The sequence below is a fragment of the Nostoc sp. genome (assembly GCF_036917315.1).
Taxonomy (GTDB): domain Bacteria; phylum Cyanobacteriota; class Cyanobacteriia; order Cyanobacteriales; family Nostocaceae; genus Nostoc.
This window is the reverse complement of sequence record NZ_JBALDR010000071.1, coordinates 210,308-227,280: the sequence shown is the minus strand read 5'-3', so window position 1 is coordinate 227,280 and position 16,973 is coordinate 210,308. Positions and strand designations below refer to the sequence as shown.

Below are 16,973 nucleotides of genomic sequence, written 5' to 3'. Positions count from 1 at the left end.
TAAAGGGTTGCGGTTTTCACCTCTTGTTAAGTTTTTTCTCAAAATCGGGCTAATGTTTCTTTAGCTCCAAACTCATACAATCGGTGTAAATGGTTCGTAACTGCATCAACAAAAAGCGGTGACTGCGATAAATCGCCAAAAATCTCAGTTAGATTGAGCAATGGTTTGGCATCGCTGCCACTTGAATGAGCTAGTTGAGTCAGAGTACCTGCTATTGGGTCATCAATGGGAATGGTGTTACCTCGATCATCTTGTCCGTTGAGGTAACAAAACCAAGCAGCAACCGTTAGGCTCATGTATTCAATTGGACTTCCTTCGCGCAGCGCGTCACGGACTGAGCCTAAAACAAATTTTGGCATTTTGGCGGAGCTATTGAGGCAAAGACGCGGGAGTTGATCCCGAATCTTGGGATTGGCAAAGCGTTCAATTAAGGTCTTTTTATAATTATCTAAATCAATTCCAGGTACAGGTTGAAGTGTGGGCGTAACTTCTGCCATCAAACGATCGACAGCTTGTCGGAGCAATGGATCTGCCATGACTTCGTGGACGTAGGTATAACCTGCCAAGGAGCCGAGATAACCAATCAACAAGTGACTGGCGTTGAGCAACCGGATTTTCATCATCTCGTAGGGATGAACATCACTGGTCATTTGAACGCCAACTGATTCCCAATCAGGTCTACCTGCGCTGAAATTGTCTTCGACTACCCACTGAAGAAATGGTTCGGCAACAACTGGAAAGGCATCATCGATGTTAAACTGTTCCGCCACCATTTTGATATCTGCTGGGGTTGTGGCGGGGGTAATGCGATCGACCATGCAGTTAGGAAAGGCTACCTGTTCAGCAACCCAATGCCCCAATTCCGGGTTCTGCATTTGGGCAAATGCGGTTAACATTTTGCGGGCAATGTTGCCGTTACCTTGCAGATTGTCGCAAGACAACACGGTAAATGGTGCAATTCCTTGTTGACGGCGGCGATTAAGGGCTGCTGTCAAAAAGCCATATACTCCAATTGGCTCGTCGGGATGCTGCAAATCGAACTGGATTGTTGGGTGATTGGCATCGAATTCGCCGCTACCTTCAATATAGTAGTAGCCCCCTTCGGTAATGGTGAGGGTAACGATGCGGCATTTGGGATCTGCTAAGGTGTCAATCACAGCTTGGGGGTTATCTGGGGCAAACAGATATTTTGTGATTGCCCCAATTACACGAGCGCGATCGCCTTCTGGGGATCTTTCAACTAAGGTATACAAACAATCTTGTGATTTCAGTGCATCCCGCATCCGTTTATCGAATTCTAGTAGACCAACCCCACAGATTCCCCATTCACTACCAGGATTTTGATGAAAGTAATTATCCAAATATAAAGCCTGATGTGCGCGATGGAACCCACCCACACCGATATGGACAATACCGTTTGTGATTTGATGGCGATCGTAATTGGGTACGCGAACGTTATTGTCTAAATGAGACAGAGATGCTTCATTCAGCTTGATTGCTGAGTCTGTGCTGATATTGCTGTTCATGGGATTCATTCTGGGTTAGGTGGTGACGATGAACTTTGGGGATGGCTTCACCGTCGCGATCGAACAAATGGCAAAGCTCACCATTAATGTAAATCGGAACGTAATCGTGCATTTTGGCTGGATTATCTCCGTCTGTTTGCACAACTATGGTTTCACCACCCGCAATCTTGATGTAGAGAAAGGTTTCTCCGCCTAATCGTTCTACAACTAATACTTCACCATTCACGCTTGGGTTATTGCGATCGAGCCGCAGATGTTCGGGACGAATCCCTAATGTTGCTCTATCGCCAACTGAGAGGGTTTTGGGTTTCACCGGAATCGTTACGCTTGCGTCACCAGGGAGTCTGACTGTTGCCCCAGAGTCATTGACGGCTGAAACTGTCACCGAAATAAAGTTCATTTTCGGTGAGCCAATAAATCCGGCAACGAATAGATTGCGGGGATGGTGGTACAGTTCCAGGGGAGAACCCATTTGTTCAATAATACCGCCCTGCAACACCACAATCTTGTCGGCAAGGGTCATTGCCTCAACTTGATCGTGGGTAACATAAATCATGGTGGCTTGCAGGCTGTCGTGTAAACTGGCAAGCTCAATCCGCATCTGCACCCGCAATGAAGCATCCAGGTTGGACAGTGGCTCATCAAACAAAAATACTTTGGGATTACGCACCAAAGCACGACCGATCGCTACCCGTTGCCGTTGTCCTCCTGATAATTCTTTGGGCTTGCGGTTTAAGAGTGGCTCCAGTTGCAGGATACGAGCGACTTCACGCGCCCTTTCATACCTCTGGGCTTTCTGCATACCCGCAAGCCGCAGGCTAAAGGCCATATTTTCTGCAACTGTCATGTGGGGATATAAGGCGTAGGTTTGAAACACCATTGCTAAACCACGTTTATCGGGTGGCACATCATTGACTTTTTGTCCATCAATGAGTAAATCGCCGGAGGAAATTTCTTCTAGTCCAGCAATCATGCGGAGTAAGGTTGATTTTCCACAGCCGGAGGGGCCGACGAAGACGACGAATTCGCGATCGCCCACGTCGAGATCGATGCCTTTGATAATCTCTGTGTCGGCGTAGGTTTTATGGATATTTCTTAAAGCAACTGTTGACATAAGTTGTTTCCATTAATGGGTTTAAGTTTTTTTATTGTGTAGAGAGGAGTGTGGTTTAAGAACTTCTGTGTTGATTTAGGATTTCCAAGAAATAAATTACGAACCACAGAGACGCAGAGAACACAGAGAGTTTATTTCACAGCACCAAAAGTCAGACCCCGGACTAATTGGCGTTGACTCAGCCAGCCGAAGATGAGGATGGGTGCGATCGCTAGTGTTGATGCTGCCGAAAGTTTTGCCCAAAATAATCCTTGAGGGCTGGAAAAAGAAGCAATAAAGGCTGTGAGTGGGGCGGCATCTGCTGTTGTCAAGTTCAAGCTCCAAAATGCTTCATTCCATGACAAAATAATCGAAAGCAAAGCTGTGGATGCAATTCCGGGTACTGCCAATGGCAACAACACATGCACAAGTTCTTGCTGTGTGGTTGCTCCATCCATGCGATCGGCTTCGAGAATTTCTTTGGGAACTTCTTTGAAGAAGCTGTAAATCATCCAAACGACGATTGGCAAATTAATCAGGGTATAAATGATAATCAAACCGATGTGAGTATCCAGCAATCCGGCGTTGCGACACAAAATGTAGATTGGTACTAGCACACCAACGGGTGGCAGCATTTTAGTAGACAGCATCCAAAGTAAAGTGCCCTTGGTGCGTTTGGTTGGGAAGAATGCCATTGCGTAGGCGGCAGGTACGGCAAGCAGCAGCTCGACTATAGTCGAGCCAAGGGAAATCGCTACGCTGTTAAATGCATAATTGAAATAATTTGCCCGATCTTGGATGGCAATATAATTCTCCAATGTCGGGCGGAAAAACAATTGAGGGGGAGTTGATACTGCCGCGACTTCAGTTTTGAAACTGGTGAGAAACATCCAGAAAATTGGAAAAAACAATATGCAGGCAGCAAGCCAGCCGAGCAATGTCCATAGCCAAATTTTAGAGGTTTTACGTGCCATGTTAAGTATCCAAATTACGAGCAACACTACGCATCAAAAAGATTGCCACGATGTTGGCAAGGATTACGGCAATTAATCCACCGGCTGAAGCACCGCCGACATCGAATTCCAGCAAGGCTTTTAAGAAGATGTAATAAGCTAGATTAGTGGTTGCAAGTCCCGGTCCGCCGCCTGTGGTAACAAAGATTTCGGCAAAGATGGTCAGGAAGAAAATTGTCTCAATCATGGCGACCACAGAAATAGCGCGGCTCAGATGGGGTAGCATGACAAAACGAAATAGAGCGATCGCATTTGCTCCATCCATCCGCGCAGCTTCTAACTGATCGCGATCGAGTGACTGAATTGCAGTCAATAAAATCAGCAGGGCAAAGGGCAGCCATTCCCAGGACACAATGATAATGATGGCAAGTAAGGGAACGCTGGCAAACCAATCTATCGCCCCGAAACCCAAACCTCTAGTAATTTGAGCAAATAGCCCATTCACTGGATGCATCAGCATATTTTTCCAGATCAGGGCGCTAACTGTGGGCATAACAAAAAATGGTGAGATTGCCAACACCCTCGCCACTCCACGACCATAAAAATCTTGGTCAAAGAGAATTGCTAGTAATGTACCCAGACCAATTGTGATTGCTAAAACAGAAACAACCAAAACTATTGTGATGGCGATCGATGTCCATAAAGCTGAGTCACTGAGGATGAAAGTGAAATTTTCAATCCCAATGAATTTGCGTGCATCTGGATTCAGCAAGTTATAACGCTGAAAGGAAAACCATATAGTCATCACCAGAGGCACAATCATCCACAGCAATAGGAGAACGACTGAAGGCGCAACCAGAGGTAAAGTTGACACTTGCCGCGTAGTCCGTTGCTTGCTGGGTGGTGGCGTTTCGGATTGAGGTTTTACCGCTAATGAAGAAGACATAAGCAATTCAAAATTCAAAATAACAGCACTTACCCAAAATCTTTCTGAAACTTTCTTTCCTTCGTGTCCTTTGTGTCCTTTGCGGTTCGTTTTTCACCACAGAGACACAGAGAGAAATCTTTTCACTCGATATAACCCGTGTGTTTCATGAAGCGTTCAGTTGATTTCTGCGATCGCAGCAACGCTTGATCTACCGAAGTTCGATTGGTTAACGCCGCCGCTAAGGTTTGTCCGACAGAAGAACCGATCGCCTGAAATTCTGGAATATCAACATATTGAACTCCTTTATACGGAGTTGGTTGTGCAGATGGACGGGTAACATCGGCAGATTGGATTGCTGCCAGCACTGTTTCTGCAAAGGGTGCAGCTTTTCGATAGTTGGGATTCTCATAAGTGGAAGTCCGAGTTCCTGGTGGTACAGCAACCCAGCCATTTTCCTTAGCAACTAGTTGGATGTATTCTTTTGATGTTGCCCAAGCAACAAATTTTTGTGCGGCTTCAGGTGATTTTGAGGTTTTTGGAACTGCTAGCGCCCAAGCCCAAAGCCAGTTTGAGCCGTTGGGATATTTTTCAATCGGCGCACGAGCAAAGCCAACTTTGTTATAAACTTGGGATTCTTTGGGATTGGATAACAACCCCGCAGCAACGGTTGCATCTACCCACATCCCGCACTTACCCGTTGAGAATAACGCCAGATTCTCATTAAATCCATTGGAACTGGCTCCTGGCGGCCCATATTTGTTGAGCAAATCTACATAAAAGGCGATCGCCTCTTTCCAAGCTGGAGTATTGATCGTCGGTTGCCACTTCATATCAAACCACTGTCCACCATAGGTATTAACCAATGTGGAAACAAATGCGACGTTTTCACCCCAACCGGGTTTTCCACGCAGGCAAACTCCATAAACCCCATGTGCTGGGTCGTGGATTTTGCTTGCCCATTCTCTCATTTGGGGATAGGTTGGCTGTTGAGGAACTGCAATCCCAGCTTTGTCAAACAAGTCTTTGCGGTAGTACAGCATGGAACTTTCCCCATAGAATGGCACGGCATATAATTTGCCGTTATTGGAAAGTCCTTCTCGTATAGGTTTGAGCAAGTCATTTACGTCATAGTTTGCGCCTAGATCCAAGGGTCTTAACCAATCCCGCCTAGCCCAAATTGGTGTTTCATAGGAACCAATGGTCATGACATCAAACTGCCCACCTTGGCTAGCAACATCTGTAGTTGTGCGTTGGCGTAACACATTTTCTTCCAGCACAACCCACCGGAGTTGAATATCAGGATTAGCTTCCTCAAATTTCCGAGAAAGCCCTTGCATCACCACCATGTCGCCATTATTAACAGTGGCGATCGTTAGTTTAGTTTTCTCTGCGGCTTGGGAGCGTGGTGAGCAAGCATATAGCAGATGCGCCAGCATCACTCCAGCGAGAAATGCAGCTAGCACTTTAGCGAAGCGGCGAATACGCATCGCATAACTCCTTTAAAGTAAAAAACCGAACGAAATAAATTTTTGATTTTATGCTCTAATTTTGGGCAAAAGCTCAATAATAGAAATCATACCAATCTGATTTCAATGACGGGAATTTGCAACAATTCTTCAATAAGAGGTTTAAATCATGACAGCGAAAGCAACCTATCAGTTTGCAGGTAAGACCATCCTAATTACTGGCGGTGCAGGAGATATTGGCAAAGCAACTGCACACCGTTTTGCTGCCAATGGGGCAGGTGTAGCACTACTAGATTTGAATGAACCGAAGATGGCAGATGTGGCTGAGGAACTAAAAAGCTACAACGTTTCAGTCGGCACATTTCGCTGTGATGTAACATCTGCTGATGATGTTGCCAAAACCTTTACTGATGCTGTAAAGCAGCTTGGGCGGATCGACTATGTATTTAATAATGCGGGTTATCAAGGAGTGTTTGCCAAGACCGACGAATATCCTGAAGACGATTTTCAAAAGGTTATCAACATCAACGTTGTTGGCGTCTTCCACATTCTCAAAGCCGCTGCACAGCAACTACGCGATGCTGGTGGAGGCGCGATCGTTAATATGGCGAGTTATGCGGGGGTGGTTGGGCCGCCAAATATGTTGGCTTACGCCGCTTCAAAGTTTGCTGTCATTGGAATTACTCAAACGGCAGCGAAAGACTTGGCTCCTTACGGCATTCGGGTAAATGCACTCTCCCCTGCGCTTATTGGCCCTGGTTTTATGTGGACGCGGCAAACCGAATTACAAGCAGCAGTAGGTTCCCAGTACTTTGATGCCGATCCCAAGGTAGTTGAGCAACAGATGATCGATTCAGTGCCAATGCGGCGTTTGGGAAGTTTGGAGGAGGTGGCAAATGGGGTAGCGTTTTTGATGAGCGAAGAGGCAAGCTACATTACTGGGTTTAACTTGGAGGTTACTGGGGGATAATAGAAATTTAAAAATAATTGAGCAAAGATTATATCTTTGGGCATATACTCGAAATTATCCAATCATGCCTTTGATAGATACATAGTTTTTGCAGGTAGTATATGGGACAACCTTTTTTAGAGCGGCGCGATGCCAGCAAAGCTGGCTTGCCCCTTCGGGCGCGCAAATTAGACTTGGCTGCTCATGCTGCTTGGCTCTATTACATCGCCGGCAATACACAAGAAGAAATTGCAGCCAAGCTCAATGTGTCCCGGCAAGCTGCACAACGCTTAGTGGCATTGGCAGTCAGTGAAAAATTGATTAAATTTCGACTCGATCATCCCCTGAGTGAATGCATTGCTCTGGCTGAGTCGTTACGCGATCGCTTTGCTCTGTCACTTTGTGAAGTAGTACCAACTGACGCAGGTAGTGGTGATACATTATACGGAATTGGTGTATGTGCTGCCACCTACCTAGAGACTTACCTGATGGCTAAAACCCCAACGATACTGGCGTTGTCATCAGGTCGCACGTTGCGAACAATGGTAGAGCAAATACCCTCAATGAACCAACCCCAGCATAAAATTGTGTCAATTATTGGGAATATGTCCCACTCTGGGCGTGCAGGTCGTCACGAAGTGGTTATGCATTTATCCGATCGCGTCGGTTCCCAAGCTTACCCAGTGCCGACTCCCGTTGTAGCGACTAGTGTCGAAGAACGAGAACTCTTGCAGACTCAGCGATCGTTTCTTGCTGTCAAAACTCTTGCAGAGCAAGCCAAAGTAACCTTTGTCGGAATTAGTCACATTGCGTGGAATGCTCCGTTACATCAAGACGGTTTCATCAATGACGATGAGGTGGCTGAATTGATTGAACTGGGAGCAGTAGGAGAAATTGCAGGTTGGGCTTACAGCGATCGCGGAGTATTGCTGCAACAGGGGACAAACAGTCGGGTTGCCAGTGTAGCGCTCGAACAACCGGCTCATCGACTAATTATTGGTGTGGCGGGTGGTGTGAGAAAGGCTGAGGCGATTTTGGCTGCTCTGCATGGCAAATTAATTACAGGATTGATTACCGATGAAGCTGCTGCCCAAGCGATTCTTGCTAAGAGTTAGTAAATACTTGTAATTTGGTTAAAAATTTTACACTATCTAAAAAAGGGCACGCCCGTTAAGCCTGCCCTTTAGCTTTAATGTTCTTGTCCCGTTGGTCGGATGAGGATTTCGTTGACATTAACGCGCGGCGGTTGCGTAAGAGCGTAAACGATCGCAGCAGCAACGTCTTCGCTTTGCAGAGGTTCTATTGACTTGCGTCGTTCTTGAATCCGTTGTTTGGCAACTGGATCGGTAATTTGGTTGTCAATTTCCGTATCCACTAAACCAGGTTCAATAATGGTGACGCGGATGTTGTCCTTGTGGACTTCTTGACGCAATGCTTCCGAGAGGGCATTGACACCCCATTTGGTAGCATTGTAAACACCAATGCCCGCCCGCGCTGTCCGTCCAGCCACTGAAGAGATATTGACTATATGCCCCGATTTTTGCGCCTTCAACAGAGGCAAAACAGCATGAGTAGCATATAGCAGTCCTAATACGTTGAGGTCAAACGATCGCCGCCAGTCTGAGCTATTTCCCGCTTCAATCGTGCCCAGTAAGGCAATCCCTGCATTGTTGACAAGGATATCGACCCTTCCCAATTCTGCATTGGCCTTTGCCACCAAGTTATTTACCTGAGTTTCATCAGTCACATCAGTGACAATAGGCAATGCCTTGCCACCACTAGATTCGATGCGTTCTGCTAACGCCTGAATGCGATCGCTACGCCTAGCAGCGAGTACTACTGTTGCTCCTTCTGCTGCCAAAGCGATCGCAGTTGCTTCTCCAATTCCCGCTGAAGCCCCAGTGATAATTGCCACTTTTCCTTCTAATTTACCTGTCATTTATCTAACTCCTTAGTAATTGATAATTGTTAATTGGGCATTGGACATTAATTATTCCTCCCCTGCTTCTCTGCTCCTCTGCTCCCCTGCTCCTCTGCCTCCCCTCCCTGCCTCTTACCAATCCTCAAAACAGACGCAACAGCCGCCCCACACAGTATGAGGGCTGCAAAGCGAAAAGTTCCTTGGAACCCTGCAACGATCGCATCAGGAGGGGCAACAGAGACATCTGCACCCGCAGACATACTAGCGATTAAGGCTCCAAATACTGCCCCGATTACAGAAACTCCTACGGTATTACCTGATGTACGTGACAAAGACAAAAGCCCAGAAGCAATCCCTAGCCGTTCCCTCGGTACCGATCCCATAACAGTGCTGTTATTGGGCGATTGGAATAAACCCAGACCAATGCCGTAAATAAAATAGCGCGATACATAGCCTAGCTCAGTAATTTGAGCATTAAAGGTGCTAATCCCCAGACAGCCGCCAATCATCAACCCCAGCCCAATTGAACTGATCAGTCGTGCGCCAAAGCGGTCTGAAAGTATTCCAGCTAGGGGGGCAATTAGCCCACTCAGTACAGGCGATACAGCTAGTAACAGCCCTACTTTTACCGTTGGATAATGCTTGACCCTCTCTAGAAAGAAAGGGACGATGAGTAGCGAACCGCCAATAACAATGAATGCTAGCCAGCCACTTAGCAAACCCATACTCAACTGGAGATTGCGAAACAGCTTTAGCTCTAGTAGTGGCTGCTTTAGAATCGCTTCAACTACCAAAAAAGTAATGAAACTCACGGTAGCGATCGCTAATAATATCAATGCATTAGTACTGCCAAAACCCTGGCTCTGCCCTAGCGTCATACCTAAACCAAAACTACCCAGAGTCAATAAAGCCAATATGGCTCCCAAAAAGTCAAATTTCTGTTTGCCCTCAATGCGTGCAGAAGGTGGCACTACACGAGCTATTAAGAAACTAGCGATAATCCCCAAGGGTACATTGATGAAGAATATACTATGCCAGCCTGACCAGCTTAAAAGCAATCCGCCAGCAGAGGGGCCAAAAGCAATTCCCAGTGACACTACACTACCGATGATGCCAACAGCCCGACCTCGCTCGGAAGAGGGAAAAACTTCTGTGATGATTGCCAAACCAAGCCCAGAAATGAACACAGCACCTAATCCTTGAAGCGCCCGAAAGCCGATCAACCACTCGATACTAGGTGCAAAACCACACAACAGCGAACTGAAAGTGAACAGAACCAGTCCCCCTTGGTATAAGGACTTTTTACCCCACATATCCCCCAAGCGGGTTGCTCCCAAAACTAAACCAGAACTGACCAACTGGTAACTCAATACAGCCCATTGGGTGGTAGGAAAACTAGTGCCAAAGGCTTGCACTAATGTGGGCAAAGCAACATTAATGATGCCCACATCCAGGGTAGACATGAATACCCCAAGTCCCACACCGAATAAAACCCAATTTTTTTGAGAGCCTGATAAAGCCAGAGGTTCTGCTTGGAATTGTGCCAATGTTTAGCCTCCACCTTTGACTTTACGGTTGTGAATAGTTTGCATACGTATATTCATTGTAGGGTGCTATCCTCGCCACCAAGTTCGGGAAACTAAGTTTAACGTGAGTTCTTGCAGAAGTAGGGAAAAGGTTAAGGGGTAAAGGGTAAAGGTCTGAAATTTTCCCTTACCCTTTAACCTTTTCCCTTTAACCTTTCCCCAACACAGGTATCTACTTCCCAATCGGCAAGATTGGCTTTTCCACTTGTCATATATTTGGTAAAGTACTTAAGTACTCTTAACTCTGCACTCCTTCGGCTATAGCTAACGATAGAGATAAACAAAATACGGTAACTTGATTGAGTTACTGTACTTTAAACTAGTTAGCAACCTATCATAGACAACTCTCAGAAGCAAGCTCTAGAGAAAATGGAGAATAGGGAATGGTAAATGTCAATTATTAAAGTTACATCTGCAACTGCAAATAAGTACCTTTTTGTATAAGTAATGACTCAAAAAGTTGCCTTCTCTCGATTTGCTTTAGGATTTCTTGCAGGCTTTGTCTCTGTTTTGCTATTTCATCAAGGTATGTTGGCGCTGCTACATGCAGTAAATTTTACACCTCGCGCTCCTTATTCAACTACACCGACACAACCATTAGGAATCCCACAAATTTGGTCAAATGCTTTCTGGGGAGGCATTTGGGGACTGATTTTAGTAGTAATTGCACCTCGTTTTCGACACGATAAAAACTATTGGTTAGGAGCTTTAGTCTTTGGTGCAATTGCTCCAACGCTAGTGGCTTGGTTTGTGGTTGCACCACTCAAGGGTCAACCCATCGCAGGCGGCTGGAAACTTGTGGGAATAGTGACAGGTTTATTGGTTAATGGTGCTTGGGGTGTAGGAACCGCCGGGTTGCTGAAATTATTCTCTAGGAGGCAATTGTTTAACAGCTAGAGTTTTAGACGCTTCTAAGTAAGGGGGTAATGTTAGTATCATCCAAACTAACCAAAATAGCTATATTATTATTTGAGAATAATCGGTCAAAAAATAGCGATCGCATTATTCGCGTTAGACCAATTCTGTATCAAGATGTGTAGAAATAACCCCACTACTTGCGGCGCTTCCTGCGAGTTCGGGAAGGTTGGGAGGGGTCTAAATGATGTGCAGCTTCACAGAGAATTGGCTTTACTCAGTAAATCAAAAATCAAAAATCAAAAGAATTTATTACAATGGATAATTTTGGGATTTACACACTTGCTAATGACGTGGTATTTGACCAACTAGTAGCTTTGCTAAACAGCATTGAGGTGAATGTTAGTCCAGATATTCCGATTTGTATTATTCCCTATGATGACCGCTTAAAAAGAGTTAAGCAGGAGATACGTTCTCGACCTAATGTTACGCTATTTGACGATAAAAGCTCGATCAAAAAATGGGAGGATTTTGCCGTTCAAGTTTGGAACGCTTATCCAAGAAATAGCCGAAAAAATAAACCTTCTATCGAATGGAATAAAAAAAATAATTTAATCCGAAAAATGTGTGCTTTTGATGGTGAGTTTGAAAGATTTGTATTTTATGATGCTGATAGTTTGGCAATGAATAAGTTGGACAAGGTTTTAGAAAAACTAGACCAATACGACTTTGTTTTTGATGACTGGGAACACACAAAACAAACTTCAGTTGCAGCTTTCGACTTGCCGAAGTTAGAACAAAAAATGTCTTTGCCTGAAGCTGAAATCAGACGAGAAATCCACTGTTCTAGTTTTTTTGGTTCAAAAAAGGGTATTTTAGGCGTTGAAGAATTACAAATACTCAAAAAGCGATTGATAGAAGATAAGGAAGTCGAATTGATTAACGAAATCGCTTGGTGGTGTGACGCAGATTTATTTAGTTACATGACTTTTAGAATTGCTCGACCACTATTTAACTTTACACTCAGTCCCAATGGTGAAGATAGAACTGGCAACTGTGCTAATGCAAATCCATTTGTGAACATTGATAATGTTCTTTACAACCAACAGGGATTAAAACCAATTCATCGCCTTCACTATATGGGCTATTCTGCTATTGGATTTACCCGCTTGTGTAAAGGTGAAGATGTTGATATTCGTTACAAAAATGAATTTTTGCACTATCGCTTTCTGAAGCAACCAGAGCAAAAACCGAAGCGATTAAAGCCACCTACCATAGCGGCTAGAAGCAATCGATTTATCAAAAAAGTTTGGAATAAAATTAATCAAACTATTTCTTACACCTAGCTTTCGCCCAGCCTTGCTCATTAAACCTTTTGCATAAATCAAAAATAAGAACCTCACGCAAGCTACGCTTTATCTCCCCTCGCCTTGCTAACTAAGGTGTACACACATCTTGGTAATGAAGCCCAAACCTTGGATTTACCCCCCTTAATCCCTCCTTGACAAGGGGGGAAATATCTGGTTCTCCCCCTTGCCAAGGGGGAGTTAGAGGGGGTTAAAATGACTTATGTGTACACCGTAATCTTGTACCAATTCTGTATGAAGATGCGCTAAACCATAAGATAAGTAAAAGAAACAAAAACGAACCGCAAAAGCGCAGCGTCTCGTCAGAGAAGGACACAAAGTAAAGAAGTTAAAAGGGTTTGGCGCAGCCTTACAAAGAAATGGTCTTGCTAAAGGGAGGGGATTAAAGGATGGAGTTTTAGGGACTTTTGCAAGATATATATTATGCATTTAGTTATGAGCAATGTCCACTCTACATATTGCAAAAATGCCTAAAGTTAGTGTTTCCATTCCCACGTTTAATCGAGTTAATTTACTGCCTTTCGCAATCGACAGTGTACTCAATCAGTCTGAGCAAGACTTTGAGCTAATTATTTGTGATGACGGTTCTAGCGATCGCACACCCGAATTGATGTCACAATATACAGACAATCGGATTAAATATATCCGTCATCAGCAAAATATTGGTAAAAGTAATAATATGCGCTCTGGCTTTGATGCTGCCAGTGGTGAATATTTTATCAAATTTGATGATGACGACCGGCTAACACCCGATTTTCTCGCAAGTACAGCAGCTATTCTTGCTGAAGACTCTAGCATTGATTTTGTTGGTACAGACCATTGGATAATTGATATTAACAATGTCCGGGATGAGGCAAAAACTCAAGAAAATTCTCATCGCTGGGGTAGGAAGAAGTTACCCGCAGGTGTTGTAAATAATTTGTTAGAAGTTGTATTTATTCAGCAAAGCTTTCAAGTAGGGGCGACATTATTTCGCCGTAGAACCTTGCAAGAATTAGGATATATGCAGCCAAATCTGCAAAATTGTGAGGATAATGATTTATTTGTGCGTCTGGCTTTGGCTGGAAAAAAGGGCTATTACTTACCAGAATTATTGATGGAATATCGCTACCATGCAGAGCAGCAAGGTATTAATCGAGCCATTCCTTATTTATTTGATAAAATTCAGTATTTAGAAAATTATAAGTTTGAGTCTGAGAAATTAGAGAAAGTCAGAAAAAATCGTTTAACTGAAACACAATTATTATTAGGTTTGCGTTTAATTGAAAAGGGTGAAACGCAAAAAGGCAGAGAGCTAGTTTTGGCGGGACAGTCTTTTTCGACTGCTAAAGCTTGGACAGGTTTAGGTTTATCGTTGTTACCAGTTGGGTTGCGAGGTAAAGCGTTTAATGCACTGCGACAGATGCAGGGTTAGAGATTGACATATTGTGCAACTTACTTTTGACGTTATTTGGAAAAGCTGTGTAGGTTGGGTTGAGGAACGAAACCCAACATTAAGCGTTAATTGTTGGGTTTCACTTCGTTCAACCCAACCTACTAGCTGCATTAATGTACTTTCCTAATTTCTTTAGTCAATTATTTTCTGACCACCGATGAACTATTTCGAGCATTTTTTCAATACTTATGGCTTTAACCATCCCTTTCCCACGCGGGATTTTAACCCTTTCCACTACATCATTCAATGATTGAAATTGTTTCTTATTGCGCTCATTTTCTACTATTTCTGCTATCTGAGAAGCTTTTTTTTGATTAAAACCAGCATTTTGTAATTTTGAGACAATTTTAACTTGACTAAGTGTTTTAAAAACTTCTATTGGTTCAGTCTTATCAGCCATCTGCTTTTTAAGCTCTTTAACTTCATTTTCTAACTTTGCATTAGTAGTTGCTTGTTCTAATATTTGGTTCGTTATCTTTTCAAAACGTGATTCCAAATTTATTAAAAATTGTTCTATATCTTTTGATTGTAAAGATGTTTTTTCTGAAGAATCAGCTTTTTGTTGTCTAAATAATTGAACTTGCTTTGTTAAAGTTTCCTCATTTTCAGACTCAATAATAATTGCTCCAATCATTTCGCCCTTATGAGGCTCTATCTCTCTAGCCCTAGCAGCAGCATGATATTCAAAGTGTCCATCAACTACCTCAAAGGAATTGATACTTGAGCGACGAATAACTATAGGATTAATAACTCCCGCCGCTTCTAAAATAAGATTTGCTGCCTCTTCTAGTTTATCATCTCCAAAACTTGAACGAGGTACAGTAGAAGTAATTTTCTTGATAGCAACAAGTGATGTAGATAATTTCATTAATTCAACCCTATTTTTTCTAAAACTTCTATTGCTAATAATTCAAATTCTTGTGCAGCAGTTGAATCGGGCTTAAAATCAAGCACAGAAATAGGATCAGCCACCTCCATATCTCCTATAATAAGAAACCTTTCAGCGCATTTTGCCAGGTCATCTCTATCATAAATTACCGTATTCATCATCTCAAAATCATACCGTTTTGGAATAGCTTCGAGTCGTTTGGGTAAAGTATGTTTAACAAACTGGTTATTAGTAGATATTTTGCAAGCTAATACACCTAGAATTTTAATTTGAGGCTTTCTTATTTGTTTTCTAAATCCATTTATTTTTTTGAGAAATTCCCTAACGTTTATTAGTCCTTGATTAGCGAATGGTTTGAGATCAGAAGGAATAATAAGATAGTCAGCAGTAATTAGAGCAATTCTAGCGTACAGATTTAATGAAGGAGGAGTATCAATCAATACTACATCATATTCTTCTGCCACTGCATCTAGTTTTTGAGCAAGCATCATTTTACTATCTTCTTGCTGAATTAACTCATTTTCATAATTCATCAAACTAATATGAGAAGGAATAACGCTAATTTCTGGATTTGTGAATTGGGATTTTCTGGCGACTTGATTTATAGGAAAAAAATCTTCTGATTGCAAAATATGACGAATATTAGAATCTTTAATATCATCAAACTCTTCATCATCAAATTTGACTAACCCAGTAGCAAATGTAGTGTTGGCTTGACTATCTAAATCAATAACTAGAACTCTTTTCCCCTTCTTTCTAATAGCAGCAGCTAAATTAACTACAGTTGTTGTCTTACCAACGCCACCTTTATTATGGTAAACCGCGATTGTTTTCATTGAATGTTCCCTTTTGGTTTCAAGTTTGGAATTATTTTCAGTTATTTGGGCTTCTTGCTTATCTACTAGCTGTCCTTCTTTAAGGCTCTCTCGACCAATTAAACTTTTAATTTCATCTAACTTAATTTCAACTTCTTTGCCAGAACATTGAAATATTAACTGAATATCAGTCTGTAATTTTTGATAAATTCTAATCTCTTTGCCATTAGTCAACAATCCATGCCTGACATTCAAGCTGGTTAAATAATGCCTGAGTCGAGGGACATGATGATTTAAGTTTTGTTTGGGATGCTTTGCCTCCATGACGACACTCAGCGGTGAGTTGGCATCTAAGACAAAGGGAATCACTTGTGCAGCAAATGCCAAGAAATCTAAGCGGATGCTACCAATGGCAACCTCTTGATGCCAAGTGTCAGGAGTATAACCTAGCTGTGGTAGCAAATATTGCACTATGAGTTTGCTTTCAACTTCGCTTTCGTTACGGCACATCTCAGGATTAAAAGGCAATATTTTTCTACCTCTAAATAATTATTGGACTTGGGACAAAACCTGATATTTGCTAGATTATGGCATAGCCTTAATTAGGTTGAGTGATAGAAATCACTTATAAAATATAAAAAATCATCACAAAATTAGTACTTCTGCTGATAAAGTAACCAATTTTGAGAGCTAGCCATATTCAAAATTAACAGGCTACGTATGTATTTCCCCATTATCCCTGTAAATGGCTAGAATCAAAGTGTTTACCTATTTGCACTAAAGCTTTTGGCTACTGTATCTTGTCCCCACTGCCATCAACTTGTTGATAGTCAAGCTATTAGTTGTCCTTATTGCCGGACTACACTCAAAGCTTACGGTCATCCCGGTATTCCATTGCACCGCGCCGCTGGGGATGGGTATCTGTGCGACACCTGCACCTATCACGCTGATGATACTTGCAATTTTCCTAAACGTCCTTACGCCAAAGACTGTACCCTCTACCAAAATATTGAAGAGACAAAGTTAGAGTTAGAACAGCAGCGTTACACTAACAGTTTTGCTATAACTGTAAAAAGTTGGGTAAAACGCAATCAGGTTTTGCTGTTACTTTTGGGTTTATTATTAGTCTGTTTGTTGTTCGTTATATTAAGGTCTTGATTTGGGTTTTCTAGGAGTGGGGAATAAAATTT

15 protein-coding genes are annotated in these 16,973 nt (G+C 42.9%); 6 read left to right on the top strand and 9 right to left on the bottom strand.

Translation table 11 applies throughout. The annotated features are described in order from the left end of the window. Window positions 1–38: 38 nt before the first annotated feature. From V7K84_RS33680 to V7K84_RS33660, 5 genes are all read right to left on the bottom strand, one after another. On the bottom strand, window positions 39–1,526 hold the full coding sequence (locus V7K84_RS33680) for a mannitol dehydrogenase family protein (RefSeq protein WP_334844767.1): 1,488 nt from the start codon (window positions 1,524–1,526) through the stop codon (window positions 39–41). Beyond that, window positions 1,483–2,640 carry an ABC transporter ATP-binding protein gene (locus tag V7K84_RS33675; RefSeq protein ID WP_334844765.1) on the bottom strand — a complete coding sequence of 386 codons (1,158 nt, stop codon included), beginning with the start codon at window positions 2,638–2,640 and terminating at the stop codon, window positions 1,483–1,485. The genes V7K84_RS33680 and V7K84_RS33675 overlap by 44 nt, the downstream gene beginning before the upstream one ends. A 131-nt stretch (window positions 2,641–2,771) precedes the next feature. Next, window positions 2,772–3,593 carry a carbohydrate ABC transporter permease gene (locus V7K84_RS33670; protein ID WP_334844762.1) on the bottom strand — a complete coding sequence of 274 codons (822 nt, stop codon included), beginning with the start codon at window positions 3,591–3,593 and terminating at the stop codon, window positions 2,772–2,774. A gap of 1 nt (window position 3,594) precedes the next feature. Then, entirely contained in the window at window positions 3,595–4,518 is a 924-nt protein-coding gene (locus V7K84_RS33665; RefSeq protein ID WP_334844760.1) for a carbohydrate ABC transporter permease, read from the bottom strand. Window positions 4,519–4,640: 122 nt separating this feature from the next. Beyond that, window positions 4,641–5,987, bottom strand: a complete 1,347-nt coding sequence (locus V7K84_RS33660) for an ABC transporter substrate-binding protein (protein WP_334844757.1) — start codon at window positions 5,985–5,987, stop codon at window positions 4,641–4,643. A gap of 148 nt (window positions 5,988–6,135) precedes the next feature. On the opposite strand from V7K84_RS33660, the gene V7K84_RS33655 reads away from it, so the two are divergent. After that, window positions 6,136–6,936, top strand: coding sequence for an SDR family NAD(P)-dependent oxidoreductase (locus V7K84_RS33655; RefSeq protein WP_334844755.1), 801 nt, complete (start codon window positions 6,136–6,138; stop codon window positions 6,934–6,936). A 101-nt stretch (window positions 6,937–7,037) separates the two neighbouring features. Next, on the top strand, window positions 7,038–8,030 hold the full coding sequence (locus V7K84_RS33650) for a sugar-binding transcriptional regulator (protein ID WP_334844753.1): 993 nt from the start codon (window positions 7,038–7,040) through the stop codon (window positions 8,028–8,030). 74 nt (window positions 8,031–8,104) lie between these two features. Here the strand turns inward: V7K84_RS33650 and V7K84_RS33645 are convergent, their stop codons facing one another. Next, window positions 8,105–8,854: an SDR family NAD(P)-dependent oxidoreductase gene (locus V7K84_RS33645; protein WP_334844751.1), complete on the bottom strand. Its 750-nt coding sequence runs from the start codon at window positions 8,852–8,854 to the stop codon at window positions 8,105–8,107. A 47-nt stretch (window positions 8,855–8,901) separates the two neighbouring features. After that, a complete protein-coding gene (locus V7K84_RS33640) occupies window positions 8,902–10,383 on the bottom strand; it encodes a DHA2 family efflux MFS transporter permease subunit (protein ID WP_334844750.1) in 1,482 nt (493 codons plus the stop codon). Between the two features lie 486 nt (window positions 10,384–10,869). Here V7K84_RS33640 and V7K84_RS33635 point away from each other — a divergent pair, with 486 nt between their 5' ends. The 3 genes from V7K84_RS33635 to V7K84_RS33625 all read left to right on the top strand — a co-directional run bounded on the left by V7K84_RS33635 (window position 10,870) and on the right by V7K84_RS33625 (window position 14,058). Next, entirely contained in the window at window positions 10,870–11,319 is a 450-nt protein-coding gene (locus tag V7K84_RS33635) for a hypothetical protein (RefSeq protein ID WP_334844748.1), read from the top strand. Window positions 11,320–11,594: 275 nt separating this feature from the next. After that, complete coding sequence (locus tag V7K84_RS33630; protein WP_334844746.1) at window positions 11,595–12,623, top strand: Npun_R2821/Npun_R2822 family protein; 1,029 nt, start codon at window positions 11,595–11,597, stop codon at window positions 12,621–12,623. A gap of 487 nt (window positions 12,624–13,110) precedes the next feature. Further along, entirely contained in the window at window positions 13,111–14,058 is a 948-nt protein-coding gene (locus V7K84_RS33625) for a glycosyltransferase family 2 protein (RefSeq protein ID WP_334844743.1), read from the top strand. Between the two features lie 157 nt (window positions 14,059–14,215). Here V7K84_RS33625 and V7K84_RS33620 read toward each other — a convergent pair whose 3' ends face one another. Both V7K84_RS33620 and V7K84_RS33615 read right to left on the bottom strand, forming a co-directional pair. Then, window positions 14,216–14,947: a ParB N-terminal domain-containing protein gene (locus tag V7K84_RS33620; RefSeq protein ID WP_334844741.1), complete on the bottom strand. Its 732-nt coding sequence runs from the start codon at window positions 14,945–14,947 to the stop codon at window positions 14,216–14,218. After that, complete coding sequence (locus tag V7K84_RS33615; protein ID WP_334844739.1) at window positions 14,947–16,311, bottom strand: AAA family ATPase; 1,365 nt, start codon at window positions 16,309–16,311, stop codon at window positions 14,947–14,949. The genes V7K84_RS33620 and V7K84_RS33615 overlap by 1 nt, the downstream gene beginning before the upstream one ends. A 258-nt stretch (window positions 16,312–16,569) precedes the next feature. Here V7K84_RS33615 and V7K84_RS33610 point away from each other — a divergent pair, with 258 nt between their 5' ends. Beyond that, a complete protein-coding gene (locus V7K84_RS33610; protein ID WP_334844737.1) occupies window positions 16,570–16,941 on the top strand; it encodes a zinc ribbon domain-containing protein in 372 nt (123 codons plus the stop codon). Window positions 16,942–16,973 lie beyond the last annotated feature (32 nt).

Excerpts from the sequence above, each read along its gene's own strand:
- V7K84_RS33680 (WP_334844767.1), bottom strand. The coding sequence starts at position 1,526 with ATGAACAGCAATATCAGCACAGACTCAGCAATCAAGCTGAATGAAGCA.
- V7K84_RS33675 (WP_334844765.1), bottom strand. The coding sequence starts at position 2,640 with ATGTCAACAGTTGCTTTAAGAAATATCCATAAAACCTACGCCGACACA.
- V7K84_RS33670 (WP_334844762.1), bottom strand. The coding sequence starts at position 3,593 with ATGGCACGTAAAACCTCTAAAATTTGGCTATGGACATTGCTCGGCTGG.
- V7K84_RS33665 (WP_334844760.1), bottom strand. The coding sequence starts at position 4,518 with ATGTCTTCTTCATTAGCGGTAAAACCTCAATCCGAAACGCCACCACCC.
- V7K84_RS33660 (WP_334844757.1), bottom strand. The coding sequence starts at position 5,987 with ATGCGTATTCGCCGCTTCGCTAAAGTGCTAGCTGCATTTCTCGCTGGA.
- V7K84_RS33655 (WP_334844755.1), top strand. The coding sequence starts at position 6,136 with ATGACAGCGAAAGCAACCTATCAGTTTGCAGGTAAGACCATCCTAATT.
- V7K84_RS33650 (WP_334844753.1), top strand. The coding sequence starts at position 7,038 with ATGGGACAACCTTTTTTAGAGCGGCGCGATGCCAGCAAAGCTGGCTTG.
- V7K84_RS33645 (WP_334844751.1), bottom strand. The coding sequence starts at position 8,854 with ATGACAGGTAAATTAGAAGGAAAAGTGGCAATTATCACTGGGGCTTCA.
- V7K84_RS33635 (WP_334844748.1), top strand. The coding sequence starts at position 10,870 with ATGACTCAAAAAGTTGCCTTCTCTCGATTTGCTTTAGGATTTCTTGCA.
- V7K84_RS33630 (WP_334844746.1), top strand. The coding sequence starts at position 11,595 with ATGGATAATTTTGGGATTTACACACTTGCTAATGACGTGGTATTTGAC.
- V7K84_RS33625 (WP_334844743.1), top strand. The coding sequence starts at position 13,111 with ATGCCTAAAGTTAGTGTTTCCATTCCCACGTTTAATCGAGTTAATTTA.
- V7K84_RS33620 (WP_334844741.1), bottom strand. The coding sequence starts at position 14,947 with ATGAAATTATCTACATCACTTGTTGCTATCAAGAAAATTACTTCTACT.